This is a genomic window from Alkaliphilus flagellatus (assembly GCF_018919215.1).
Taxonomy (GTDB): Bacteria; Bacillota; Clostridia; order Peptostreptococcales; family Natronincolaceae; genus Alkaliphilus_B; species Alkaliphilus_B flagellatus.
Genome location: NZ_JAHLQK010000009.1, coordinates 19,134 through 40,338 on the forward strand (window position 1 = coordinate 19,134; position 21,205 = coordinate 40,338).

At 33.5% G+C, this 21,205-nt stretch carries 21 protein-coding genes; 19 read left to right on the plus strand and 2 right to left on the minus strand.

Annotated elements, in window-relative coordinates; translation table 11 throughout:
* The 6 genes from KQI88_RS17415 (at nucleotide 1) to lpdA (ending at nucleotide 6,514) form a co-directional block, all read left to right on the plus strand.
* Entirely contained in the window at nucleotides 1-477 is a 477-nt protein-coding gene (locus KQI88_RS17415) for a PPC domain-containing DNA-binding protein (RefSeq protein WP_216419552.1), read from the plus strand.
* A 63-nt stretch (nucleotides 478-540) separates the two neighbouring features.
* Nucleotides 541-1,557: a DctP family TRAP transporter solute-binding subunit gene (locus tag KQI88_RS17420; RefSeq protein WP_216419554.1), complete on the plus strand. Its 1,017-nt coding sequence runs from the start codon at nucleotides 541-543 to the stop codon at nucleotides 1,555-1,557.
* 110 nt (nucleotides 1,558-1,667) lie between these two features.
* Nucleotides 1,668-2,138, plus strand: a complete 471-nt coding sequence (locus KQI88_RS17425) for a TRAP transporter small permease (RefSeq protein ID WP_216419556.1) — start codon at nucleotides 1,668-1,670, stop codon at nucleotides 2,136-2,138.
* Nucleotides 2,139-3,425: a TRAP transporter large permease gene (locus tag KQI88_RS17430; RefSeq protein WP_216419558.1), complete on the plus strand. Its 1,287-nt coding sequence runs from the start codon at nucleotides 2,139-2,141 to the stop codon at nucleotides 3,423-3,425.
* A 19-nt stretch (nucleotides 3,426-3,444) separates the two neighbouring features.
* Nucleotides 3,445-4,764 carry a dihydrolipoamide acetyltransferase family protein gene (locus KQI88_RS17435; RefSeq protein WP_216419559.1) on the plus strand — a complete coding sequence of 440 codons (1,320 nt, stop codon included), beginning with the start codon at nucleotides 3,445-3,447 and terminating at the stop codon, nucleotides 4,762-4,764.
* A 22-nt stretch (nucleotides 4,765-4,786) separates the two neighbouring features.
* Nucleotides 4,787-6,514 (plus strand): dihydrolipoyl dehydrogenase, encoded by a 1,728-nt coding sequence (gene lpdA / locus KQI88_RS17440; RefSeq protein WP_216419561.1) that lies wholly within the window; start codon nucleotides 4,787-4,789, stop codon nucleotides 6,512-6,514.
* Between the two features lie 133 nt (nucleotides 6,515-6,647).
* On the opposite strand, the gene KQI88_RS17445 is transcribed toward lpdA, so the two are convergent.
* The gene (locus KQI88_RS17445; RefSeq protein WP_216419563.1) at nucleotides 6,648-7,919 is read right to left on the minus strand and encodes a DUF4097 family beta strand repeat-containing protein; all 1,272 of its coding nucleotides are present in this window, start codon (nucleotides 7,917-7,919) and stop codon (nucleotides 6,648-6,650) included.
* Nucleotides 7,920-7,995: 76 nt separating this feature from the next.
* Nucleotides 7,996-8,358, minus strand: coding sequence for a DUF2089 domain-containing protein (locus KQI88_RS17450; protein WP_212381124.1), 363 nt, complete (start codon nucleotides 8,356-8,358; stop codon nucleotides 7,996-7,998).
* 554 nt (nucleotides 8,359-8,912) lie between these two features.
* Here KQI88_RS17450 and yedF point away from each other — a divergent pair.
* The 13 genes from yedF to KQI88_RS17515 all read left to right on the plus strand — a co-directional run bounded on the left by yedF (nucleotide 8,913) and on the right by KQI88_RS17515 (nucleotide 21,186).
* On the plus strand, nucleotides 8,913-9,521 hold the full coding sequence (gene yedF, locus KQI88_RS17455) for a sulfurtransferase-like selenium metabolism protein YedF (RefSeq protein ID WP_216419565.1): 609 nt from the start codon (nucleotides 8,913-8,915) through the stop codon (nucleotides 9,519-9,521).
* A gap of 16 nt (nucleotides 9,522-9,537) precedes the next feature.
* Nucleotides 9,538-9,804: a DUF3343 domain-containing protein gene (locus KQI88_RS17460; RefSeq protein ID WP_216419567.1), complete on the plus strand. Its 267-nt coding sequence runs from the start codon at nucleotides 9,538-9,540 to the stop codon at nucleotides 9,802-9,804.
* A gap of 12 nt (nucleotides 9,805-9,816) precedes the next feature.
* Nucleotides 9,817-10,689 carry a mechanosensitive ion channel family protein gene (locus KQI88_RS17465; RefSeq protein ID WP_216419569.1) on the plus strand — a complete coding sequence of 291 codons (873 nt, stop codon included), beginning with the start codon at nucleotides 9,817-9,819 and terminating at the stop codon, nucleotides 10,687-10,689.
* 34 nt (nucleotides 10,690-10,723) lie between these two features.
* A complete protein-coding gene (locus KQI88_RS17470) occupies nucleotides 10,724-10,924 on the plus strand; it encodes a DUF951 domain-containing protein (protein ID WP_216419571.1) in 201 nt (66 codons plus the stop codon).
* 197 nt (nucleotides 10,925-11,121) lie between these two features.
* Nucleotides 11,122-12,297 (plus strand): aminotransferase-like domain-containing protein, encoded by a 1,176-nt coding sequence (locus tag KQI88_RS17475; RefSeq protein ID WP_216419573.1) that lies wholly within the window; start codon nucleotides 11,122-11,124, stop codon nucleotides 12,295-12,297.
* A gap of 263 nt (nucleotides 12,298-12,560) precedes the next feature.
* Complete coding sequence (gene prdR, locus KQI88_RS17480) at nucleotides 12,561-14,318, plus strand: sigma-54 dependent transcriptional regulator PrdR (protein ID WP_216419575.1); 1,758 nt, start codon at nucleotides 12,561-12,563, stop codon at nucleotides 14,316-14,318.
* Nucleotides 14,319-14,675: 357 nt separating this feature from the next.
* Nucleotides 14,676-15,950, plus strand: a complete 1,275-nt coding sequence (gene prdC, locus KQI88_RS17485; protein ID WP_216419577.1) for a proline reductase-associated electron transfer protein PrdC — start codon at nucleotides 14,676-14,678, stop codon at nucleotides 15,948-15,950.
* Nucleotides 15,951-15,968: 18 nt separating this feature from the next.
* Nucleotides 15,969-17,852, plus strand: a complete 1,884-nt coding sequence (prdA, locus tag KQI88_RS17490; protein WP_216419579.1) for a D-proline reductase (dithiol) proprotein PrdA — start codon at nucleotides 15,969-15,971, stop codon at nucleotides 17,850-17,852.
* Nucleotides 17,853-17,884: 32 nt separating this feature from the next.
* A complete protein-coding gene (locus tag KQI88_RS17495) occupies nucleotides 17,885-18,169 on the plus strand; it encodes a CBO2463/CBO2479 domain-containing protein (protein WP_216419581.1) in 285 nt (94 codons plus the stop codon).
* On the plus strand, nucleotides 18,150-18,875 hold the full coding sequence (prdB, locus tag KQI88_RS17500) for a D-proline reductase (dithiol) protein PrdB (RefSeq protein WP_216419583.1): 726 nt from the start codon (nucleotides 18,150-18,152) through the stop codon (nucleotides 18,873-18,875). Before KQI88_RS17495 ends, prdB begins: the two co-directional genes overlap by 20 nt.
* A 56-nt stretch (nucleotides 18,876-18,931) precedes the next feature.
* Nucleotides 18,932-19,693: a proline reductase cluster protein PrdD gene (gene prdD, locus KQI88_RS17505; protein ID WP_216419585.1), complete on the plus strand. Its 762-nt coding sequence runs from the start codon at nucleotides 18,932-18,934 to the stop codon at nucleotides 19,691-19,693.
* Nucleotides 19,694-19,707: 14 nt separating this feature from the next.
* Entirely contained in the window at nucleotides 19,708-20,178 is a 471-nt protein-coding gene (locus KQI88_RS17510) for a glycine/sarcosine/betaine reductase component B subunit (protein WP_216419586.1), read from the plus strand.
* A complete protein-coding gene (locus KQI88_RS17515; RefSeq protein ID WP_216419588.1) occupies nucleotides 20,179-21,186 on the plus strand; it encodes a proline racemase in 1,008 nt (335 codons plus the stop codon). It abuts the gene before it with no gap.
* Nucleotides 21,187-21,205: the final 19 nt, after the last annotated feature.

The window sequence follows — 21,205 nt, forward strand, 5'->3', positions numbered from 1 at the left end:
ATGAAAAAAACACAAACGATTGTGCTTAATGAAAGCAAAATAGTTGTAGGGAGAATTCTTCCCGGAGTGGATTTAATGGAAGGAATCCACCAAATGTGCAAGGAAAACAACATTCAATTTGGTGTTGTTGGAGCGGTATTAGGAAGTTTGTCCAGCGGATGCATTGTATATGCTATTCCTGATGAAGACAATAGTATGGAAATTCGCTACAGCGAACCTACGCATTTTAATGGACCTTTGGAGTTGTTATGTTGTCAAGGAATTGTAGGAAAAGATGAAGATGGTAAATTCCAAATTCATCTCCATGGATTAATGGGAGATAAAAACCTACGAATAATAGGAGGTCACTTTATCCCTAATGAAAATAAGATATTAGCTACGGCAGAAGTAATGATACAAGCAGTAGAAGAAGCCGAATTTATTCGTAAGTACGATAAAGAAACAGGTTTTTCATTATTTCACTTTATTCAAAAATAAACGATTAAAATAAAGATATAATAAAGATAATTCAAAAACCTAATAAAATAAAGGAGGACAATTATGTTTAAAAAAATAATTGCTGTTGCAACTTCTATGGTGTTAGTAGGCTCATTACTTGTTGGTTGTGGAGGAAAGACTGCTAGTTCAGGAGGAGCAGGAAAAAAGGATAAAGTAAGACTAAAAATGAGTGTTACTGGTTCTGACAGTTCTACTTGGACAAAGGGAGCACAAAAATTTGCCGAGCTAGTAAAAGAGAAGACTAATGGAGAAGTGGAAATTAAAGTATATCCAAATGAGCAGCTTTCTGGTGGTAATCAAGGAAAAGGAATTGAAATGCTTAGAAATGGTGCTACAGATCTTAGTTATCACTCTAATATTATCTATTCTATTATGGATGAGCGTTTTGGTGTAATCAGCTTGCCGTGGCTTTTACCTGATTATGAAACTGTAGATGCAAAGCTTAATGGAAAAGGTGGAGAAGCTATAAACGAAATATTAGATGAAATTGGTGTTGTAGGTCTTGGTTTTGGAGAAAACGGTTTTAGACAGCTAACTAACAGTAAAAAGGCTATTAGTACACCTGAAGACGTAAGTGGTCTTAAAATAAGAGTACCTGGCATTAAAATGTATATTTCTCTTTATAAAGCATTAGGTGCAGACCCAATAGCTATGAATTTCTCTGAAGTGTTTACTGCTTTACAACAAAAAGCAATTGACGGTCAAGAAAACCCAACAGATATTATTACTTCATCAAAAATCTATGAAGTTCAAGATCATTTATCAGTATGGAATTACTCCTATGATTCAATTATTTTAGGAATGAACAAAGCAAAATTTGAATCCTTAAAACCAGAACATCAAGAGGCTATTAAAGAGGCTGCTACAGAAGCCTGTGATTATCAAGTGGAGATTAATAGACAGGCTGAAGGCGAGCAGCTAAAGATGTTCGAAGAAAAAGGAATGACAATTACAACAGTTACAAAAGAAAACATAGAAGCTTTTAAAGAAAAGGTAAGCTCAGTATATACAGAATATGAACCAATCATGGGAAAAGAACTCATAGACGCTTTTAGATAATAGGATAATGTGAGTCCTGCAGGGGAGATACTTGGTTCTGTCAGGACTCATTGTTTTCAAAAAACTTTTAACTTTTAGGTAAGGATGAAGAAATATAAGGAGGGAAAGTTTTGAAAAAGTTATTAGATAACATTGAAGAATACATAGTGGCAAGCAGTTTATTTATAATGACATCCATTGCCTTCGCTAACGTTCTTTCTAGAAAACTGTTTCAAGCTTCTTGGTCTTTTACAGAGGAAATTACAGCTAACCTTTTTATTTTAGCAAGTATGCTAGGAGCTGCTATTGCTGCAAAGAGAGGGAGCCATTTAGGTTTGAGTATACTAACAGATCTTTTTCCAAAAAAATATCAGAAGTTTGTTACATTAATTAGCACAGTAGCAGCGGTTGTTTTTTGTATTGTACTAATAAAAGAAGGTTTTGTCCTAGCAATGCAAGAAAAGGCCACTGGTCAATTAACCCCTGCTTTAGGATGGCCTGAATGGATATTTGGTACCTTTGTTCCCGTAGGAGGAATATTTATTATGATACGATTTATTCAATTTGGAATTAAGGCCTTCAAGGAAGAGGGGGTAAAATAGATGTCAATTCCTGTTATCTTATTTGGTAGTTTTGTTATTCTTTTATTATTAAACGTACCTATAGCTTTATCCCTAGGTCTATCTAGCTTAGCAGCCATGTTGGCTAATGATACATTGCTAACTATGCTTCCAATGCAGCTTCACACCTCTATTGGTAAGTTTACACTATTAGCTATTCCTTTCTTTATTTTAGCGGGAAATGTAATGGAAAAGGCAGGTATATCTGAAAGACTAATCAATTTAGCGGACAAGACCGTAGGACACAAAAAAGCAGGTTTAGCTATTGTAGCAGTAATCACTTCATGTTTCTTTGCTGCTATTTCTGGATCAGGCCCTGCAACAGTAGCTGCTTTAGGAGCTATTCTTATTCCAGCTATGATAAAAAGTGGATACGATAAAGGTATGTCAGCCTCACTCCTGGCTACTTCAGGAGCTATTGGAATTATTATTCCTCCTAGTATTGCCTTTGTTGTATATGGTTCCATTGCCGAACAGTCTATTGGAAGATTATTTATTGCAGGAATAACACCTGGATTATTAATAGGTGCTGCATTAATAATAGCTTCTCTTATTTTATGCCGAAAAATGCCTATTGAACAAAAAGAAAAAGCACCAAGGGAAGAGGTATGGGAAGCTCTTAAAGATGCTTTTTGGGGGCTAATGATGCCAGTCATTATTTTAGGTGGAATTTATGGTGGAATTTTTACACCTACAGAGGCAGCAGCTTTTTCAGCGGTATATGGTATTTTAGTTGGTATATTTGTATATAAAAAGATCAATTTTAAGGGTTTTATAGATCTTTTAGTTGAATCCTCAGTCCAATCTGCAGTTGTTCTATTTATTGTAGCCAGTGCCAGTGTTTTTGCTTGGATCGTTACTACAGAAGGAATTGCCGATATGGCAGGAGAAGCTATTTTAACTTTCTCTGGAGGAAATAAAATATTATTCCTACTTTTCGTTAACATCATTCTTTTAATAGCAGGATGTTTTATAGATGCGGTTTCAGCTTTTTATTTATTTGTTCCAATACTATTACCAGTAGCCCTAGAGTTAGGCTATGATCCAGTTGCCTTTGGAGTTTTAATGACAGTTAACTTAGCTATTGGACAAGTAACACCTCCTGTAGGGGTAAACCTATATGTTGCTTCGCCAATGGCAGGAATTAACTTAAAGGAAATTTCTAAGTCAGTTATGCCATTTATATTGGCGGCAATAGCAGTATTGTTATTGATAACCTATGTTCCTCAGGTGACACTTTTATTACCTAACTTAATGGGAGTTAAATGATATTAAAGGGGGTTAGAAAATGTCAAAGTTGATTGTAATGCCTAAATTAGGCTTAACTATGGTTGAAGGAAAGGTTTCAAAGTGGCATAAAAAAGAAGGAGATGAAGTTAAAAAAGGAGACCTTCTTTTTGAAGTAGAAACCGATAAAATCACCAATCGTGTAGAAGCAGACCAAGATGGTATATTAAGAAAAGTATTTGTACAACAAGGCGAAAATGCCCCTGTTACTGCCCCTGTTGCTATTCTTGCAGGTCGAGGTGAAGATATTAGTAGTCTTTGTGGTGGAGATACAGGAAAAGTAGAGATCACAGCTACTGGGACTAAAGAAGCAGCAGAAAAAGTAAAAGAGGTGGTTTCTGTAACAAGAAAAGAAGGAGAATATGTAAAGGCTTCTCCTTATGCAAAAAGCTTAGCTAAAGAAAAATCAATAGACCTGGCTGGCATTAATGGAACCGGTGAAGGCGGAAGGATTTTAGCTAAAAATGTATTAGAATATGTACAGGAAAACAAGGTAAAGATTTCTCCAACAGCTGCAAAAATGGCTAAGGAAATGGGGGTAGATGTTACCGCCATCGACGCAAAAGGAAGAGTTATGAAGGAAGATATTTTATCCGCAGTAGGTATGGGAGAAGAAATATCAGCTATAGAAGATAAAGTGGAGAAGGTAGCTCCAAGCAATATGAGAAAAGTCATTGCAAAACGAATGCTTGAAAGCTGGACCACATCACCAAGAGTTACTTATAATATGGAAGTTGACGTAACTGGCATGAAGGAGTTTAGAGATAAGTTAAAAGATAGCTTTAATAAAGCAGGTGGAAAGCTTACCTATAATCACATTTTAATAAAGATAGCATCGAAAGCTTTATTGGAAGTCCCATATCTTAATGCTAGTTTTGATGGGGAAGAAATTGAATTTCATCACTATGTAAATATAGGATTAGCCGTTGATGTTGGAGAAGGATTAATGGTTCCAAACATAAAAAATGTACAGGATAAGTCCCTTTTAGATATTGCTGTAGAAACAGAAGCCATGGTTACAGCTACTAGAGAAGGAACAATTACCCCTGATAATTTATCTGGTGGCACATTTACAATTTCAAATATAGGAATGTTTGGTATTGATTCTTTCTCACCAATTATAAATAAACCAGAGGTTGCTATATTAGGTATTAACAGAATTGTTGAGAAACCAATAGCATTAGATGGACAAATTGTTATTAGACCAATGATGAATTTAAGCTTATCTGCAGATCACAGTTTAGTTGACGGTGCAATGGCAGCAAGATTTTTAGCAAGATTCAAGGAAATTATAGAAAACCCTTACTTGCTACTAATGTAAGCGGAAGGAGGAATTAAAGGGTATGGCAATAAATATAGTAATGCCTAAGCTAGGACTAACAATGTCAGAGGGTACAATTATAAAATGGCATAAAAATGAAGGTGATATGGTTAAAAAGGGAGATTCTTTATTTGATGTAGAAACCGATAAAATCACTAATACTATAGAGGCAAAAGAAGAAGGAATTTTAGCGAAAATCTTAATAGGAAATGGGAAAAGCGCTCCTGTAACAGCACCAGTTGCTATATTAGCCGATGAAGGAGAAGATATTTCCTCCTTTGTTAAAGAAGAAAAGCCATTAGAAAAAGAAACAAAAGCAACAGTTCATCAGCCAGAGACCAATGAAGATGATAAGAAAAACGTTGTAGTTATAGGAGGAGGCCCTGGTGGATATGTGGCTGCAATTCGTGCAGCACAGTTAGGGGCACAAGTGACCTTAGTAGATAAAGGTTCTTTAGGAGGAACCTGTCTTAATGTAGGTTGTATACCTACTAAGGTACTTCTTCATACTGCAGAAATTTATCAAGAAGTTCTACATGGAAAAGATATAGGCATTCAAATAGAAGGAAATGTAAAGGTAGATTGGGCAAGCCTACAACAGAGAAAAGAAAATATTATATCCCATTTAGTCGGTGGAGTAACAGGCTTATTAGCTGCTAATGGAGTAGAAGTAGTTATTGGTACTGCTTCTTTTATAGATAGACATCAGATTAAAGTTATAAAGGAAGACGGTAGCAGTGTACCCATTAATGGTGACGATTTTATTATTGCTTCTGGTTCAGAGCCATTTATTCCTCCTATTCCAGGAGTTGAGTTAGAAGGAGTACTAGATAGTACGGCAGCACTTAATTTAGATGAATTACCAGAGGATATCATTATAGTAGGTGGTGGTGTTATTGGAACAGAGTTTGCTACTTTGTTCAATAGCTTTGGTGTAAAGGTAACCGTAGTAGAAATGCTCCCTTACATTCTCCCTCCTATTGACAGAGAAGTTGCTGCTGCAGTACAAGAAAATATGATAGGTACTGGTATTGATATTTTCACATCAGCGAAAGTAACAACAATTGAAAAAGATGGACAAAAATTAAAAGTATCCATTTCCTTAGATAGAGAAGATAAGGTAGTAAAAGCAGACAAAGTTCTTATGTCCGTAGGTAGACGTGGCGTTACAAGAGGATTAAATTTAGAAGCTGTTAATATTCGCTTAGATCGTGGCACCATCTATGTAGATAATAGTATGAGAACTAATATAGAAGGTATCTATGCTATAGGAGATGTAACAGGCAAAAATATGTTAGCCCATGTAGCTTCAGATCAAGGAATTGTGGCAGCGGAAAACATTATGGGTATTGATAGTGCTATGAAGTATAATGCCATCCCTGCCTGTGTTTATACAAAGCCAGAAATTGCTTCTGTAGGAATGACAGAGGAAGAGGCCAAAAAGAAAGGCATTAATTACGAAGTAGGTATTTTCCCATTAGTTAACAATGGAAAAACCTTAATTATGAAAGAAGTAGAAAATACAATGATCAAAATTATTACTGATAAAAAATATGATGAGATTATTGGGGTACACATTTATGGTCCTAGGGCTACAGATTTAATTGCAGAAGGTACATTAGCTCTTAGACTAGAAGCTACTGTAGATGAATTAATTACTACAGTACATGCCCATCCAACAGTAGGGGAAGCTATGAAAGAAGCAGCTCTTGCTGTAAAAAATATAGCTATACATGCAGTAAATAAATAGTAATTAACAATAAGGATTAATAATAGCAAACTGTTAAAACCCTCCAATTTTAACATATAATTAACCTTAAAAAAGCTGCTCCCATTATGGAAGCAGTTTTTTTATCTATATTCAATAGGGGGAGTACAGCTATTTAAAAAAGATAGATAGTACTATTAGTTGTATATGCCTTAATATGAGCTATAGTTTCACATGTATCAAAGGCAGGTGTTCGTGCAGTAACCCTATGATTAGAGTAGTTCTTTATATTCTCAACATAAACTACTGGTAAGCCAATATTAATATTTCCATGGGTAGTACTTGCATCAAATTGGACTCCAGCATTTTTAGGAAGAGACCCAATAACTTCTATTTTAGAGTTGGTTGTTTTCAAACTTAGAGATTGTAATTGGTTATATTCAATATCTTTTATTGTAATTTTACTATTGGATGTAAGGCCTTCAATTCTTTTTATACTACTATTATCAATAACTATTTTTCCGTTTTTTGTAGCTGCTAGTAAATTCTGTGCCTTACAGTTCTCTATGATTATTTTGCTGTTTGTTGTTGTGCAACTAGTATCTTCTTTTGTCTCCACATGATTTAGTGTTATACTTCCATTTTTAGTTTGTAAAAATAGCTTGTTACAATTTAAATTTTCAACTGTAATAGAACCATTTTTACTTTGTGCTTTTACTAGATTATAGGTTTGGTCAGGTATCATGATCTTTAATTTAATACCAATACCGTCGATTTCTTTAGGATAGAAACAAAGAATATTTCCATCTTCTCTTAAATCTAATATTGGTTTATTAGCATCATACTTACCTTCTTTAGCGGAGATATAAGCAGTCACCTTAATCATAGGTTCATTCCATCTGACAATTGAAATGTTGCCGTTGTAGGCTTCAAATTGTAAAGATACTTGGTCAATGTCACTTAATTTTTTTTCTATTATTTCCTCATAGCATTTATTAGATCCAAATAAATCCACATTAATAAATGTATCGGAATCTACCGCTTTGTCTACAACATCAATGATTTTTTCAGCAAAGTTTATAGATTTTTCAGCAAATATAGACCCTAAGTTAACCATTTTTTTACCAAATTGTTCACCAAAAACATCCATTTTATCTTCTAATTGTTCACCTATGGTTTCGAATCTTTTTCCTATAGACTCAAGAATCTCTTCGAAATCTCTACTTTTACCAGCATTGGATTGACTTTCCCTGTTTTCATGTTTGGTATATGTATTATCTTTATCTTTAGAGAGATTTACCTTGGACGGATTAAAAGTGTTAGATGCTTCCTGTGTAGCTTGATCATACTCCATATCTCCTAGAGCATCCAATAGTTGCTCTGCTTCAGATTCTGTAATTTTTCCCTGTTCTAAAAGTTTTAAAATTATTAATCTTTCTTCTCCCATTGAAATTCTCCTTTACTTTTATATAATGATAAACAAAGGTTTCCTATAAATGTAATCTTGATGATTAGCTACTAATCTACTCTTTTAATAGGCTTACAGCCTCTTCGGCAGTAATTTCACCTTTACTTAGTTTCTCTAATATTTCTTTTTTATTGATAGTAGATATCGGTTTTGATGAATATCCTAAGGCAGTAATAACACTTTCTAGCTTACCCCTAACAGTTGGGTAAGAAACTCCTAATTCCTTTTCAATTTCCTTAATATTCCCTCTGTTTTTTATAAATACCTCAATAAAATGTTTATACTCTAATGGAAGCTGACAAAACTTACAAGGTTCAAAGCTTCCTTCAATTGTTGTATTGCAATGTGTACAGTGAAGCTTAGTAACTTCTAATGAATGACTACATACCGGGCATTGTCCTAATATTTTATTTTTCATCTTATAGCACTCCTATCTTTATTTTATAATATAAAAAGATATAGATTTTTTAATTATTAAGGCTTTTAAAGAAGTAATAGATTAGTAGTGTTTTAAGCACTTAAAAATTTAGAATAAGTTTTGAACACTTTAATTTCAAAATGCAAGTTTTAAAATTGAGTGAAACATAAATCATTGTGAGAAAATAGCATAATTTTAAATTCTCTTCTATAGCTATTCCCACAAAACATTAAAAAAATTAATATCAATATTAAAATATTTAAGCTATAATTTAATATTATTAATTATATTTTAAAATGTCAATATATATTTCTATTTTTGTGGAATAAAAATAATAAAAATAATAGAAATAATAGACATAATCAATTTAAATATAATATTCTATTGATAAAGCAAATTTGCCTATTTATAGAATACGTTGAACAATACGAATCCTATTGTTATACTTAAATATATAATAAAGAAAACTTAATTTAGATGTAGCGCCTGACTTCACGCGTAAATAAGTGGGAATAATAGCAATACACAGAAGATATTAAAATGGAGGAATGAAAATGAACAAGGAAGTAGATGCAAGAGGAATGAATTGCCCTATGCCAGTAATCCATACTAAAAAAGCTTTAGAGTCTATAAACAATGGCAAGGTTACTACTATTGTAGATAACGAGGTTGCAAAAGAAAATGTATCAAAGCTTGCCAAAAGTATGGATCTTAAGATTGATATTAAACAAAATCAAGGAAATTATTATATTGATATTTTTAAGAATCAACAAACAGGTGTAGTAGGAGTAGAAGCATTAGATGTTAAATACGGTACAAATAATAAAAAAGATTTAGTTATTTTAATTTCAAAAAATAGTTTAGGAGAAGGATCAGAGGAATTAGGTATACTTTTGATGAAAAGCTATTTATACGCACTAACTGAAGTAACTCCATATCCTAAAAGTATACTTCTTTTAAATGGTGGCGTTAAACTAGCAATCGAAGATTCTGAAGTAGTGGAGCACCTTAGAAGTTTGGAGTCTAATGGTGTTGAGGTCTTATCCTGTGGGACTTGCCTTGACTACTTTAAAATAAAAGATAAATTAGCCGTGGGTGGAATAAGTAATATGTACACTATTGTAGAAAGATTAAATAATGCTAGCAATACGATAAAACTGTAGCAAAGAGGGATAATCAATGATCGATCAACAATTTTATGTAGTAGTGTTCGAGTCAACTCACTATGCAATTGCAGCAGAAAAGTTATTCAAAGATAAGAATTATAAGTTTGATGTTATACCTACTCCAAGGGAAATTACTCATAGCTGTGGACTATCTATTAGGTTTACAGTGGATGCTTTAGTAGAGATGAAAAGAGAGATGGAAGACGCACATATTGCTATTAAAGGAATATATGAAATACAAAAAATTGATAATGAGAAGATTATTAAGCAAATTAGTTAAAGAGGGTAGATGATGGAAACTATTAATAAGAGTTTAACAACAGTATTTCAAGAAACCATGGATTTTTTAAAGAATCCTGAGCAATTTTCTAAAATTATAGGAAATGCAATTAAAATTATTTTAATTTTAATTATTGCAAAACTTTCTGTAAGGATTTTTGGATCTATAATTAATCAGTTTTTTGAAAAACAAAAGAAACTAAAGTTCAATATAGATACAACAAGGATAGACACTATGAAGGGTCTTGTTAAAAGCATATTAACATATGTTATTTATTTTATTGCATTCACAGCAGTTATTAAGTTTTTTGGTATAGAAATTACGGGGCTTATTGCGACTGCTGGAATTGGTGGGTTAGCTATAGGTTTTGGGGCGCAAAATCTAGTGAGAGATATTATTACAGGATTTTTTATTTTATTTGAAGAACAATTTGGCGTAGGACATTATGTTGAAGTTAATGGTGTTAGTGGAATTGTTGAAGAAATGGCTCTAAGGGTAACTAAGATTAGAGATTTTAATGGGGATCTGCATATTGTTCCTAATGGAGAAATCAGTAAAGTAACCAATAAAAGTAGTGGTAATATGAGAGCACTTGTTGAAATGTCAATTGCATATGAGGAAGATATTGATAATGCTATTGCTGTTTTGAATAAAGCAAGTGAAAAGTTAGGTGCAGAGAATGAACAAATTGTAGAAGGTCCAACTGTATTGGGTGTAAGCAAATTAGAAAATTCATATGTGGTAATTTCAATTGTTGCAAAGACTTTACCAATGGAACAATGGGCTATTGAACGTTTAATGAGAAAAACTTTTAAAGAGGCCTTTGACAATGCAGGAATAGAGATTCCTTATCCAAGGACTGTAGTAATTACTAAAAAAGATTAAGTTAAGATAGAAGTAGATTGGAGTGGTAATGATAATGCCTATAAAGCTAGAAATTGGGGATATAGTTGAATTAAAAAAACAACATCCTTGTGGAAGTAAAAGTTTTGAGATTTTAAGAACTGGTGCCGATTTTAGAATAAAGTGTTTAGGCTGTGAAAAGCAAATTTGGCTTCCAAGACCAGAACTTGAAAGAAGAATACGAAAAATAACAAATAATGAAGATAATAAAAGCTAATTAGCATAGGATACTAATAAAGAAGCTGAGATTCTGATAATTCAGACTTGACTAAATTATAGAACTTATTGAACTTTGAATGAATTTTTGATAAAAACATTTCTATTTATTAAAAGAATGTTATAATAATAATAAATTGTTTTATAAAACATACATTTTATTTTATTATCTTAAATACTTTATGGAGGGATTTTTCGATGAAGTTTGCAAAAAGAATGGATTATTTGAAAGCATCAGAAATTAGAGAGTTATTAAAGCTTGCAGAAAGACCGGAAGTTATTTCTTTTGCTGGAGGGCTTCCTGCACCAGAGTTATTCCCTACAGAAGAATTAATTAAAGTTTCAGAAGCTGTATTAAGAGAATCAGGTAGACAAGCTCTTCAATACGGACCAACAGATGGATTTACACCACTTAGAGAAAAAATTGCAAAAAGAATGGAGAAGTTTGGATTTAAAACTGCTGTAGAGAACATCTTAATTACAAGTGGATCTCAACAAGGTTTAGACTTCTCTGCTAGAGTTTTCTTAAATGAAGGTGACATCGTAATTTGTGAGAGCCCAAGCTACTTAGGTGCTATTAATGCATTTAAAGCTTCTATGCCTGAGTTTGTTGAAATTGCAACAGATGCGGAAGGTATGATTATGGAAGATCTAGAAGAAGTTTTAAAAACTAGAGAAAACGTTAAAATGATCTATGTTATTCCAGATTTCCAAAATCCATCAGGAAAAACATGGTCTATTGAAAGACGTAAAAGATTAATCGAACTTGCTAATGAATACGATTTACCAGTTATAGAAGATAACCCATACGGAGACCTTAGATTTGAAGGAGAAATTCCTCCATCACTTAAAGCTTTTGATACAGAAGGACGTGTTATTTTCTTAGGAACATTCTCTAAAACATTCTGTCCTGGTATGAGAATCGGTTGGGTAATTGCAGATGCTCCAATTCTTCAAAAATATAACTTCATTAAACAAGGAGCAGACCTACAATCTAGTACAATTGCTCAAAGAGAAATGGACAAGTTCCTAGAAATGTATGATCTTGATGCTCACATTGAAAACCTTATAAAAGTATATAGAAACCGTAGAGATGTTATGATGGAAGCTATTAAAGAGCATTTCCCAAGCAACGTAAGCTACACATATCCTGAAGGAGGACTATTTACATGGGTGGTTCTTCCAGAAAATATTAGTGCAAGAGACGTAATGCCAAAAGCATTAGAGCAAAACGTAGCCTTCGTTCCAGGAGGATCTTTCTTCCCTAATGGTGGACACGAAAATACATTTAGATTAAATTATTCAAATATGCCTGAAGATAAAATTAAAGAAGGTATTGCAAGATTAGGAAAAGTATTAAAAGAAATGATGTAATTAATAAATCGAGAGTGGCCATTTGGCCACTCTCTTTCATTGTAAGGGGGAGATTGGGATGAATAAAATGTTATATTGTGGGGGCTATCTTAGTTATAGGATTGCCAGTAATTTTATATTATATACATGAAAAATAAAATATTTTGGCTAACATTCAATAAATAGATAAAATATCCATTTATTGAATGTTAGCCAAATGATATAATAATATATTAATAGAATTTGCTTATTATTTAACAATATTATTAAGGAGAAGGGATAATATGTTCCTAGAAGTGCTTAACAATATGAAAATAAAAGATGTTATGGATATTGAAGTAATTACAATTACTAAGAATGCTACTTTAAGGCAGGGCATTGAAATAATGTTTAAATACAATAAGGGAGATATTATTGTTCTTGATGATAAAAACAGGTTATTTGGTATTCTAACTATGACCGACATATCATTAATTGGTGGAGCTTTTTTTAGCAAAAACAAACTAGACCAACCAATAGAGCTATACTGTAATCGAGATGTTATATCGACTACCATAGAAGGAAATGCAATTTCTACAAAAGAATTGATGAAGGAAAAAGGCATAGGAAGATTACCCGTGGTTAAAGATAATAAAGTAATAGGTATTGTTAGAATTAGGGACTTGCTAGATAAGGTATATTCAAAAATAGATAAGACTATGGAAACCTTTAGTTATATACTAAACGGTATTCATGAGGCAGTATGTGTAGTAGATGAATATGGAAAAGTAATTTTTTGGTCTAAGAACTCTGAGTTATTATATGGTATAAAATCTGAGGATATAATTAATAAAGAAATTAGTGAATATTTCCCAAAGGCTTTATTATTAGAGGCATTAAAAAATAGGAAATCAATAACTAGTATATATCATATGCCTAGGGAAGAAAGTCATGTATTTTTAAGTGCAGAGCCACTTTATATTGATAATGAGTTTGTTGGTGCTGTTTCAACAGACAGAGATATAACAGAGGTAATGAACCTTTCGGTAGAACTTGAGAAAACTAAAGAAAGGCTGGATTTGCTACAGGAAGAAATGAAAAAAATTACAATGGATAAGTACTCTTTTGGTCAGATATTAGGTAAAAGTGAAATTATTGTAGATAGAATTAACAAGGCAAAAAAGGTAGCAAGAACAAATAGTAGTGTTTTAATCACTGGGGAAAGTGGTACAGGTAAAGAGGTTTTTGCTAGAGCCTTGCATCAAGAAAGTGGAAGGAAAGGCGATTTCGTTGCAATTAATTGTAGTGCTATCCCGGAATCATTATTCGAGAGTGAAATGTTTGGGTATGAGGGAGGAGCATTTACAGGAGCTTTAAAAAATGGAAAGATGGGAAAAATAGAACTAGCTAATAAAGGAACTTTGTTTCTGGATGAAATAGGTGATATGCCTTTTCATATGCAGGCAAAAATACTGAGAGTCCTACAGGAAAGACAGATTGTTAGAATTGGTTCTGATAAGACTATAGATGTTGATGTTAGAATTATATCCGCCACTCATCACGATCTGAGAAAATTAGTTAATGAAGGAGAGTTTAGAGAAGATTTGTTTTATAGATTAAATGTTGTTAATATTGAGCTACCAAGCTTAAGAGAAAGGAAAGAAGATATACCCATATTGATAATGAAATTTATAAAAGAATTTTGCCAAGAAAACAAAATTAATCCTCCAAATATAACTACTGAGGTTTTAAAAGTATTAATGAATTATAATTGGAAGGGAAATATTAGAGAGTTAAAAAATACAATAGAGCATTTGTTAGTATTTTCTCAAGAAGGTGAAATTAAACTTAGTAGTATACCAGAGCATATTTTGAGGAAGCATACAGTCGATGATTCAGGGGATGAAAGTTTTGACTTACAGAAAACTATTGAGAGAGTAGAATATGAAACTATTAAAAAGGTAATGAATATGGTTGGAAATAATAAAAGCAAAGCAGCAAATATTTTAAATATACCGAGGAGTACTTTATATTATAAGATGAACTATTATAATATGGATTAGTTTAAATAAGGTTTTTTAGAACTGTCAACTAGCTGACAACTGTCAGTCAGCTGACAGTTCTATTTTTTTGAATTTTTTTATATATAAGGTAGCATATATCAACATTATTCGACAAAAAATTATCAAAAACAATTAAATTATTATATAAAAGTGTCAGTACACTGACGTTTTCATAACTTTAATAATAATAGATTTCCAAAAAAATCTAACATAATCGCTTATGTAAAATAAATTTTTAAAATTTTAATAGTTGAAATATCAATAGATATAACGACTTCGATAGAAAAATTAAATACTGTTTATTTTAATTGGCACACCTATTGCTCTATATAAGTGTAACAAAAGGAGGTGATAAGAATGTTTATTAAAATACCATTGAAACAACATGTTGGTGCCCACTGCAAAGCAATTGTAAAACTAGATGATAAAGTTAAAAAGGGACAATTGCTAGCTACACCAGATGGATTAGGGGCTAATATTCATTCAAGTGTATATGGAATTGTTAAGGAAATAACCAATAATGATATAACCATTGAAGTCAATATAAATCAGCCAGAGGAATATGTAAGGATTAAAGAAACCAGTAACTATCTAGAGGCTATAAAAGAAGCAGGGGTTGTTGGAGCTGGAGGTGCTGGGTTTCCAGCCCATGTTAAATTAAATGCAGACCTAAATGGCGGTTATGTAATAGTGAACGCCGCTGAATGTGAACCTATATTAAGCCACAACATACTAGTATTAGAAAAGCAGCCTGAATTAATTTTGAGAGGCTTAAAATATGCAATGGAAATCACTAATGCTGCTAAGGGATATATTGCTATTAAACCTAAGCATAAAAAGGCAATTATTGCTCTAGGAAAGGCTTGTAAAAATGAATCAAATATAGAGGTAAAGTTTTTACCGGATATGTATCCTGCGGGAGATGAGAGGGTTATTGTAAGAGAATTGTTAGAAGTGGAGCTAAAACCAGGACAATTACCATCAGAGGCTAACGCTGTAATTTCAAATGTTGAAACTATAAAGAATATTTGCTTGGCTATTGAAGAAAGAAGACCAGTAATTACAAAGGATATAACTGTAGGCGGACGGGTTGCAGAATCTAAAGTATTTTTAGATGCACCTATTGGTTATCCGATATCCCACTTCATAGAAAAATGTGGTGGATACAATGAGCCTTACGGTGAGATTGTGCTTGGTGGACCTTTTACAGGGAAAAAGGGTGAAGAGGAAACTTCTATTACTAAGACTACTGGAGGAATTTTAGTAGCAATGCCTTTTCCTCAGGAAAAAAGAAAAGCTGGGGTTATAGCTTGTGAGTGTGGTGCACAGGAGGAAAGACTTAGGGAAATTGCTGCGGGAATGGGCACTGTTGTTGTGGCAGAGGTTAAATGTAAAAGAATGACAGAAACCAATGGTAGGTATAGATGTGATTTGCCAGGTGTATGCCCTGGTCAAGCTGAGAAGGTACTGGCTCTAAAAAAACAAGGAGCTGAAGTGATTATTACTGGAACCTGTGAGGACTGAACTAACACAGTCATGCAGACGGCTCCTAGGTTAGGAGTACCAGTATATCATAGTACAGACCATGTTTTAAGGGCATCAGGACATAAATTATATAGGAAAAAACAATAAGAGGGAGGTTTATTTTAAATGTCAATTTCACCAGAAACAGTAAAAAAACATGGTAATGATCCAGCAGTTTCTTGTTGTAGATTTGAAGCGGGTACAGTAGTTGGACCTTCTAATTTAGAAGACCCTAATATTTTCCCAGACTTAGTTGATTCAGGGTTGTTGGAAATGCCAGAAAATTGTTTAAAAATTAGTGAGGTAATTGGAGCAAAACTAATAAAAACCATTGATGCTTTAGTTCCCATGACACCAGATTATTTGGAGGGTGTTAATAAAGAAACTAGTGTAGAGGAAGCTACAACATCTGTAGAAAAAGCAGAGTCTAAAGATGAAACATTGAGTAATCAAGTAGTAGATTCTAGTGTAGTAGCTAATGGAGGAACAATCAAAATCCATATTGGAGAGGGAAAAAATATCAATTTGGAAATTCCTCTTTCATTGGGAGGAACAACTACTTTAGCTAAGGCAGAGCCTTCAAAAGAAGTAGGTTTCAGCACAAAAGAAGAGTTAGCAGTAATTAATAACCAAACAAATGCTTTAGAAGCAAAAGAAATAAGAAGATTAACTAAAAAGCATTTTAACATTGAAAAAGTAGAGTTTGGAAAAGAAACAAAAATAGAAGGTAGCACTTTGTATATTAGAGAGGATATTTGCAAGGATGCATTAAAGGCGGACAAGCTAGTAACTGATATTAAACTAGATATTATTACTCCTGATAGATATAAGGAATACAGTGAAACCATTATGGATGTTCAACCTATTGCTACTAAAGAAGAAGGTAAATTAGGAAGCGGCACTACAAGAGTATTAGATGGTGTAATAGTAATGGTTACTGGAACCGATGAAAATGGAGTACAAATTGGAGAATTTGGTTCTTCTGAGGGAGTTTTAGAAACAAATATTATGTGGGGTAGACCAGGTGCTCCTGATAAAGGTGACATATTTATTAAAACCCAAGTAACTATTAAAGCTGGTACTAATATGGAAAGACCAGGCCCACTTGCAGCCCATAAGGCCTCAGATTATATAACACAGGAAATAAGAGAAGCAATTAAAAAGTTAGATGAAAGCCTTGTAACTAATACAGAGGAATTGGTGCAGTATAGAAGGCCTGGTAAGAAGAAGGTAGCAATTGTAAAAGAGATTATGGGACAGGGTGCAATGCATGACAATTTAATATTACCGGTGGAGCCAGTAGGTGTATTAGGTGGAAAGCCAAATGTTGACTTAGGTAATGTCCCAGTTGTTCTATCTCCTTTAGAAGTTTTAGATGGTAGTATCCATGCTTTAACTTGTATAGGACCTGCTTCTAAGGAAAATTCAAGACATTATTGGAGAGAACCTCTAGTAATTGAAGCAATGAATGATGAAGAAATAGATTTAGCAGCTGTTGTATTTGTAGGTTCTCCTCAAATCAACGCAGAAAAGTTTTATGTATCCGAAAGACTAGGTATGATAGTTGAATCTATGGATTTAGATGGTGTAATCATAACCACAGAAGGCTTTGGAAATAACCATATTGATTTTGCTAGTCATCATGAGCAAGTAGGACAAAGGGGAGTTCCTGTAGTTGGAATGACCTTTGCTGCAAATCAAGGGGCCTTAGTTGTTGGTAATGAGTATATGACCTATATGATTGATCTTAATAAATCAAAACTAGGAATTGAAAACGAAATACTATCAAACAACACTTTATGTAAGGAAGATGCTGTAAGGGCACTAGCTATGTTAAAGGTAGCAATGGCTGGTGAAGATGTTAAAGAAGCAGAGAGAAAGTGGAATTCCAATGTAAAGATTAACAATATAGAAATGCTTGAAAAAACCTATGGTTCAAAAGTTGAACTGGTTGAAAATGAGCAAATACTTCCAAAGAGTAAGAAGCGTTTAGAAATCTACGAAAAATAGTTTTAAAAGATTAAGCGAAGGAGCTCAAATATATGGACAATTTGAAATATGGAAATAGACAGATATATATGGAAGGAATAATTGTTGAAATACAAGATGGAGCAGTATCCATAGATCTGAAAGGCAGATTAGGTTTTATGAAAATTCCAAGAAGGATGCTAATTTCAAACCATGATATTAAAGTAGGCCAAGAAGTTGGTTTTATGATGAGCTATCCTGAAAGCTTGAGTGAAGAAATAAATGAAAAATATTTAGATACTATCAATCACAATAAAACAAAGAGGGAGGAGATATTAAATGAGTCTTTCAATAGTTAAAGGGTTACAGTCTGAAATATTTGTACCCATTACACCATCACCAGTTTGGACACCAGTACAAAAAGATTTAAAGGATATGACAGTAGCACTTGCAACAGCAGCAGGAGTACATTTAAAATCCGATAAAAGATTTAATCTTGCAGGAGATTTTAGTTTTAGAGAAGTTCCAGTTGAAACACTATCTAGTGATCTAATGGTATCCCACGGAGGATATGACAATGGTGACGTAAATAAGGACATAAACTGTATGTTTCCAATTGATCGTTTAAAGGAGTTAGCTGAAGAAGGTTTCATTAAAGCTGCTGCACCATTACATTTTGGATTTATGGGTGGTGGAGGAGATCAGCAAAAATTCCAAGAGGAAACAGGTCCTGAAATAGCAAGAAAATTGAAAGAAGAGGGTGTAGATGCAGTTTTACTAACAGCTGGCTGAGGTACTTGTCATCGCTCTGCTGTAATCGTACAGAGAGCTATTGAGGAATCGGGGATTCCTACAATTATTATAGCAGCTTTACCACCGGTAGTAAGACAAAATGGTACACCTAGGGCTGTAGCACCGCTTGTACCAATGGGAGCAAACGCTGGAGCACCAAATGATAAGGCAATGCAAACTGCAATAGTTAGAGATTCATTAAAGCAGTTAGTAGAAATTTCATCTGCAGGTCAAATAGTCCAGTTGCCATATGAATATACAGCCAAAGTTTAAAAAATATAAACCCACTCCTTTATGGAGTGGGGCCTTTAAAATAAGAAGGTGATCTAATGGAAAATGAAATTCTTTTAAGAAGATTAGTAATTAAATCCTTCCATATAGATAAGGTGTTATTCGGAGATAGAAATAGTATTGAAAACGGAACTTTAACAATTAGCAAGGAAATTACAGATTTAATCTTAGAAAATGAAGAAACCATTGATTCAATAAATATCAATTTAATATCTCCTGAGGATCACAATATATGGGTTAACAGCATAATGGACATTATACCTATTTCAACTAAGGTCTTAGGCCAGTTAGGAGAAGGTATAACTCATACTCTAACTGGAGTATATGTTATGTTAACAGGTATGAGTCAAGATGGTTTTCAGATGGCGGAGTTTGGCTCGTCGGAAGGGATATTAAAAGAAACCATGGTTTTGGGAAGGGCTGGTACACCAAGCAACACCGATTTCATAATAAACTTTGACGTAATATTTAAAAGGGGCTACCCCTTTGATAGAAATTTACCCTTGGCAGCCCATAGAAGTTGTGACAAGTTTATGCAAGATATTAGACAGGTATTAAAGAATATTGATGGACGTCAGGGGGCTGAAGTTAAGGAATATTACGACAAAATAAGACCGGGGAAGAAAAAAGTAGTAATAATAAAGCAAATTGCAGGACAAGGTGCTATGTATGATAATCAGTTATTTCCTAAGGAGCCCAGTGGATTTGTTGGGGGTAGATCTATAATAGATATGGGAAATGTACCTATTATAGTTACTCCTAATGAATACAGAGATGGTGTATTGCGAGCTATGACTTAAGGTGGTGATTATTAATGGGAATTGGTCCATCAACTAAAGAAACTACACTTCATCATTTTAGAGATCCACTCCTTAATATTGTATCTGGAGATGAAGACTTAGACCTTTTAGGAATTATCTTTGTGGGAACCCCTCAAGATAATAATGATAAACACTTTATGGGGCAAAGAACAGCGGCAATGGCAGAAATGATGAGGGCTGATGGAGTTATTATATCTGTTGATGGCTGGGGAAACTCTCATGTGGACTATGCTAACACCATAGCAGAAATAGGACAAAGAGGTATTCCAGTTGTTGGTCTTAGCTTTATAGGGAAGCAGGCCAAGTTTGTAGTAAAAAATAAGTATATGGATACAATAGTTGATTTCAATAAATCTATAGAAGGAATTGAAACGGAAGTAGTTGGGGAGAACAATGTAATTGAGTTAGATGCCAAAAAGGCACTAGCATTACTAAAGTTGAAGATGAAAAAGGAGGATAAGTAAATGAACTTTGTAAAGAGTATTCATGCTATAGATTCTCATACTATGGGGGAGCCTACCCGTATGGTTGTAGGTGGTATTCCAAACATCCCAGGAAATACAATGGCTGCAAAGAAGGCTTTTTTAGAGAGGGAAATGGACGAGATTAGAACTACTATTATGCACGAACCTAGAGGTCATAATGATATGTTTGGATCCATAGTTTTGGCTCCAACACATGAAGAAGCAGATTTTGGAATTATTTTTATGGATGGTGGAGGCTATTTGAATATGTGCGGTCATGGTTCTATAGGAGCTATTACTGTAGCAGTAGAAACTGGCATGGTAGAAAAAAAAGAACCTTTCACAGAGGTAGTAATGGATACCCCAGCTGGTCTAATAAGAGGAAAAGCTAAGGTAGAGAAGGGTAAAGTAAAAGAGGTTTCTATTGTAAATGTCCCGGCATTTTTATATAAGCAGGATGTAAAAATTATTGTACCAGAGATAGGGGAAGTTGTATTAGATATTTCCTTTGGAGGTAGTTTTTTTGCGATAGTGAATGCCAAGCAGTTAAAAACAACTATAGAGCCTAAAAATACACAAAGACTAGTTGATATTGGTCTAAAAATAAGAGAAATAATAAATAACACAGTGGAGATAAAGCACCCATTATTAGACCATATTAAAACTGTTGATTTAGTAGAGATCTATGATGATCCAGTACACAAAGAGGCGGATTATAGAAATGTTGTTATTTTTGGTCAAGGACAAGTAGATAGATCCCCCTGTGGTACAGGGACAAGCGCTAAGCTAGCTACTTTATATTCAAAAGGGCAGATTAAAGTAGATGAACCATTTGTCTATGAAAGTATTCTAGGAACAATATTTAAAGGAAGAGTAATTGGAACTACAAAAGTAGGGGAGTATGAAGCAATTATACCAGAAATAACGGGATCAGCTTTTATAACAGGATTCAATCAATTTGTTGTATCGCCAGATGATCCAGTGAAAACAGGGTTTATACTAAAGTAGTAATAGGTGGGTAATAGGA

Bases quoted from the DNA above. Each gene is read 5' to 3' on its own strand.
- lpdA (WP_216419561.1), top strand. From the start codon at position 4,787: ATGGCAATAAATATAGTAATGCCTAAGCTAGGACTAACAATGTCAGAG.
- KQI88_RS17470 (WP_216419571.1), top strand. From the start codon at position 10,724: ATGCCTATAAAGCTAGAAATTGGGGATATAGTTGAATTAAAAAAACAA.
- KQI88_RS17475 (WP_216419573.1), top strand. From the start codon at position 11,122: ATGAAGTTTGCAAAAAGAATGGATTATTTGAAAGCATCAGAAATTAGA.
- KQI88_RS17420 (WP_216419554.1), top strand. From the start codon at position 541: ATGTTTAAAAAAATAATTGCTGTTGCAACTTCTATGGTGTTAGTAGGC.
- KQI88_RS17415 (WP_216419552.1), top strand. From the start codon at position 1: ATGAAAAAAACACAAACGATTGTGCTTAATGAAAGCAAAATAGTTGTA.
- KQI88_RS17445 (WP_216419563.1), bottom strand. From the start codon at position 7,919: ATGGGAGAAGAAAGATTAATAATTTTAAAACTTTTAGAACAGGGAAAA.
- KQI88_RS17435 (WP_216419559.1), top strand. From the start codon at position 3,445: ATGTCAAAGTTGATTGTAATGCCTAAATTAGGCTTAACTATGGTTGAA.
- KQI88_RS17450 (WP_212381124.1), bottom strand. From the start codon at position 8,358: ATGAAAAATAAAATATTAGGACAATGCCCGGTATGTAGTCATTCATTA.
- KQI88_RS17430 (WP_216419558.1), top strand. From the start codon at position 2,139: ATGTCAATTCCTGTTATCTTATTTGGTAGTTTTGTTATTCTTTTATTA.
- yedF (WP_216419565.1), top strand. From the start codon at position 8,913: ATGAACAAGGAAGTAGATGCAAGAGGAATGAATTGCCCTATGCCAGTA.
- KQI88_RS17515 (WP_216419588.1), top strand. From the start codon at position 20,179: ATGAACTTTGTAAAGAGTATTCATGCTATAGATTCTCATACTATGGGG.
- KQI88_RS17460 (WP_216419567.1), top strand. From the start codon at position 9,538: ATGATCGATCAACAATTTTATGTAGTAGTGTTCGAGTCAACTCACTAT.
- prdA (WP_216419579.1), top strand. From the start codon at position 15,969: ATGTCAATTTCACCAGAAACAGTAAAAAAACATGGTAATGATCCAGCA.
- KQI88_RS17465 (WP_216419569.1), top strand. From the start codon at position 9,817: ATGGAAACTATTAATAAGAGTTTAACAACAGTATTTCAAGAAACCATG.
- prdD (WP_216419585.1), top strand. From the start codon at position 18,932: ATGGAAAATGAAATTCTTTTAAGAAGATTAGTAATTAAATCCTTCCAT.
- KQI88_RS17495 (WP_216419581.1), top strand. From the start codon at position 17,885: ATGGACAATTTGAAATATGGAAATAGACAGATATATATGGAAGGAATA.
- prdR (WP_216419575.1), top strand. From the start codon at position 12,561: ATGTTCCTAGAAGTGCTTAACAATATGAAAATAAAAGATGTTATGGAT.
- KQI88_RS17510 (WP_216419586.1), top strand. From the start codon at position 19,708: ATGGGAATTGGTCCATCAACTAAAGAAACTACACTTCATCATTTTAGA.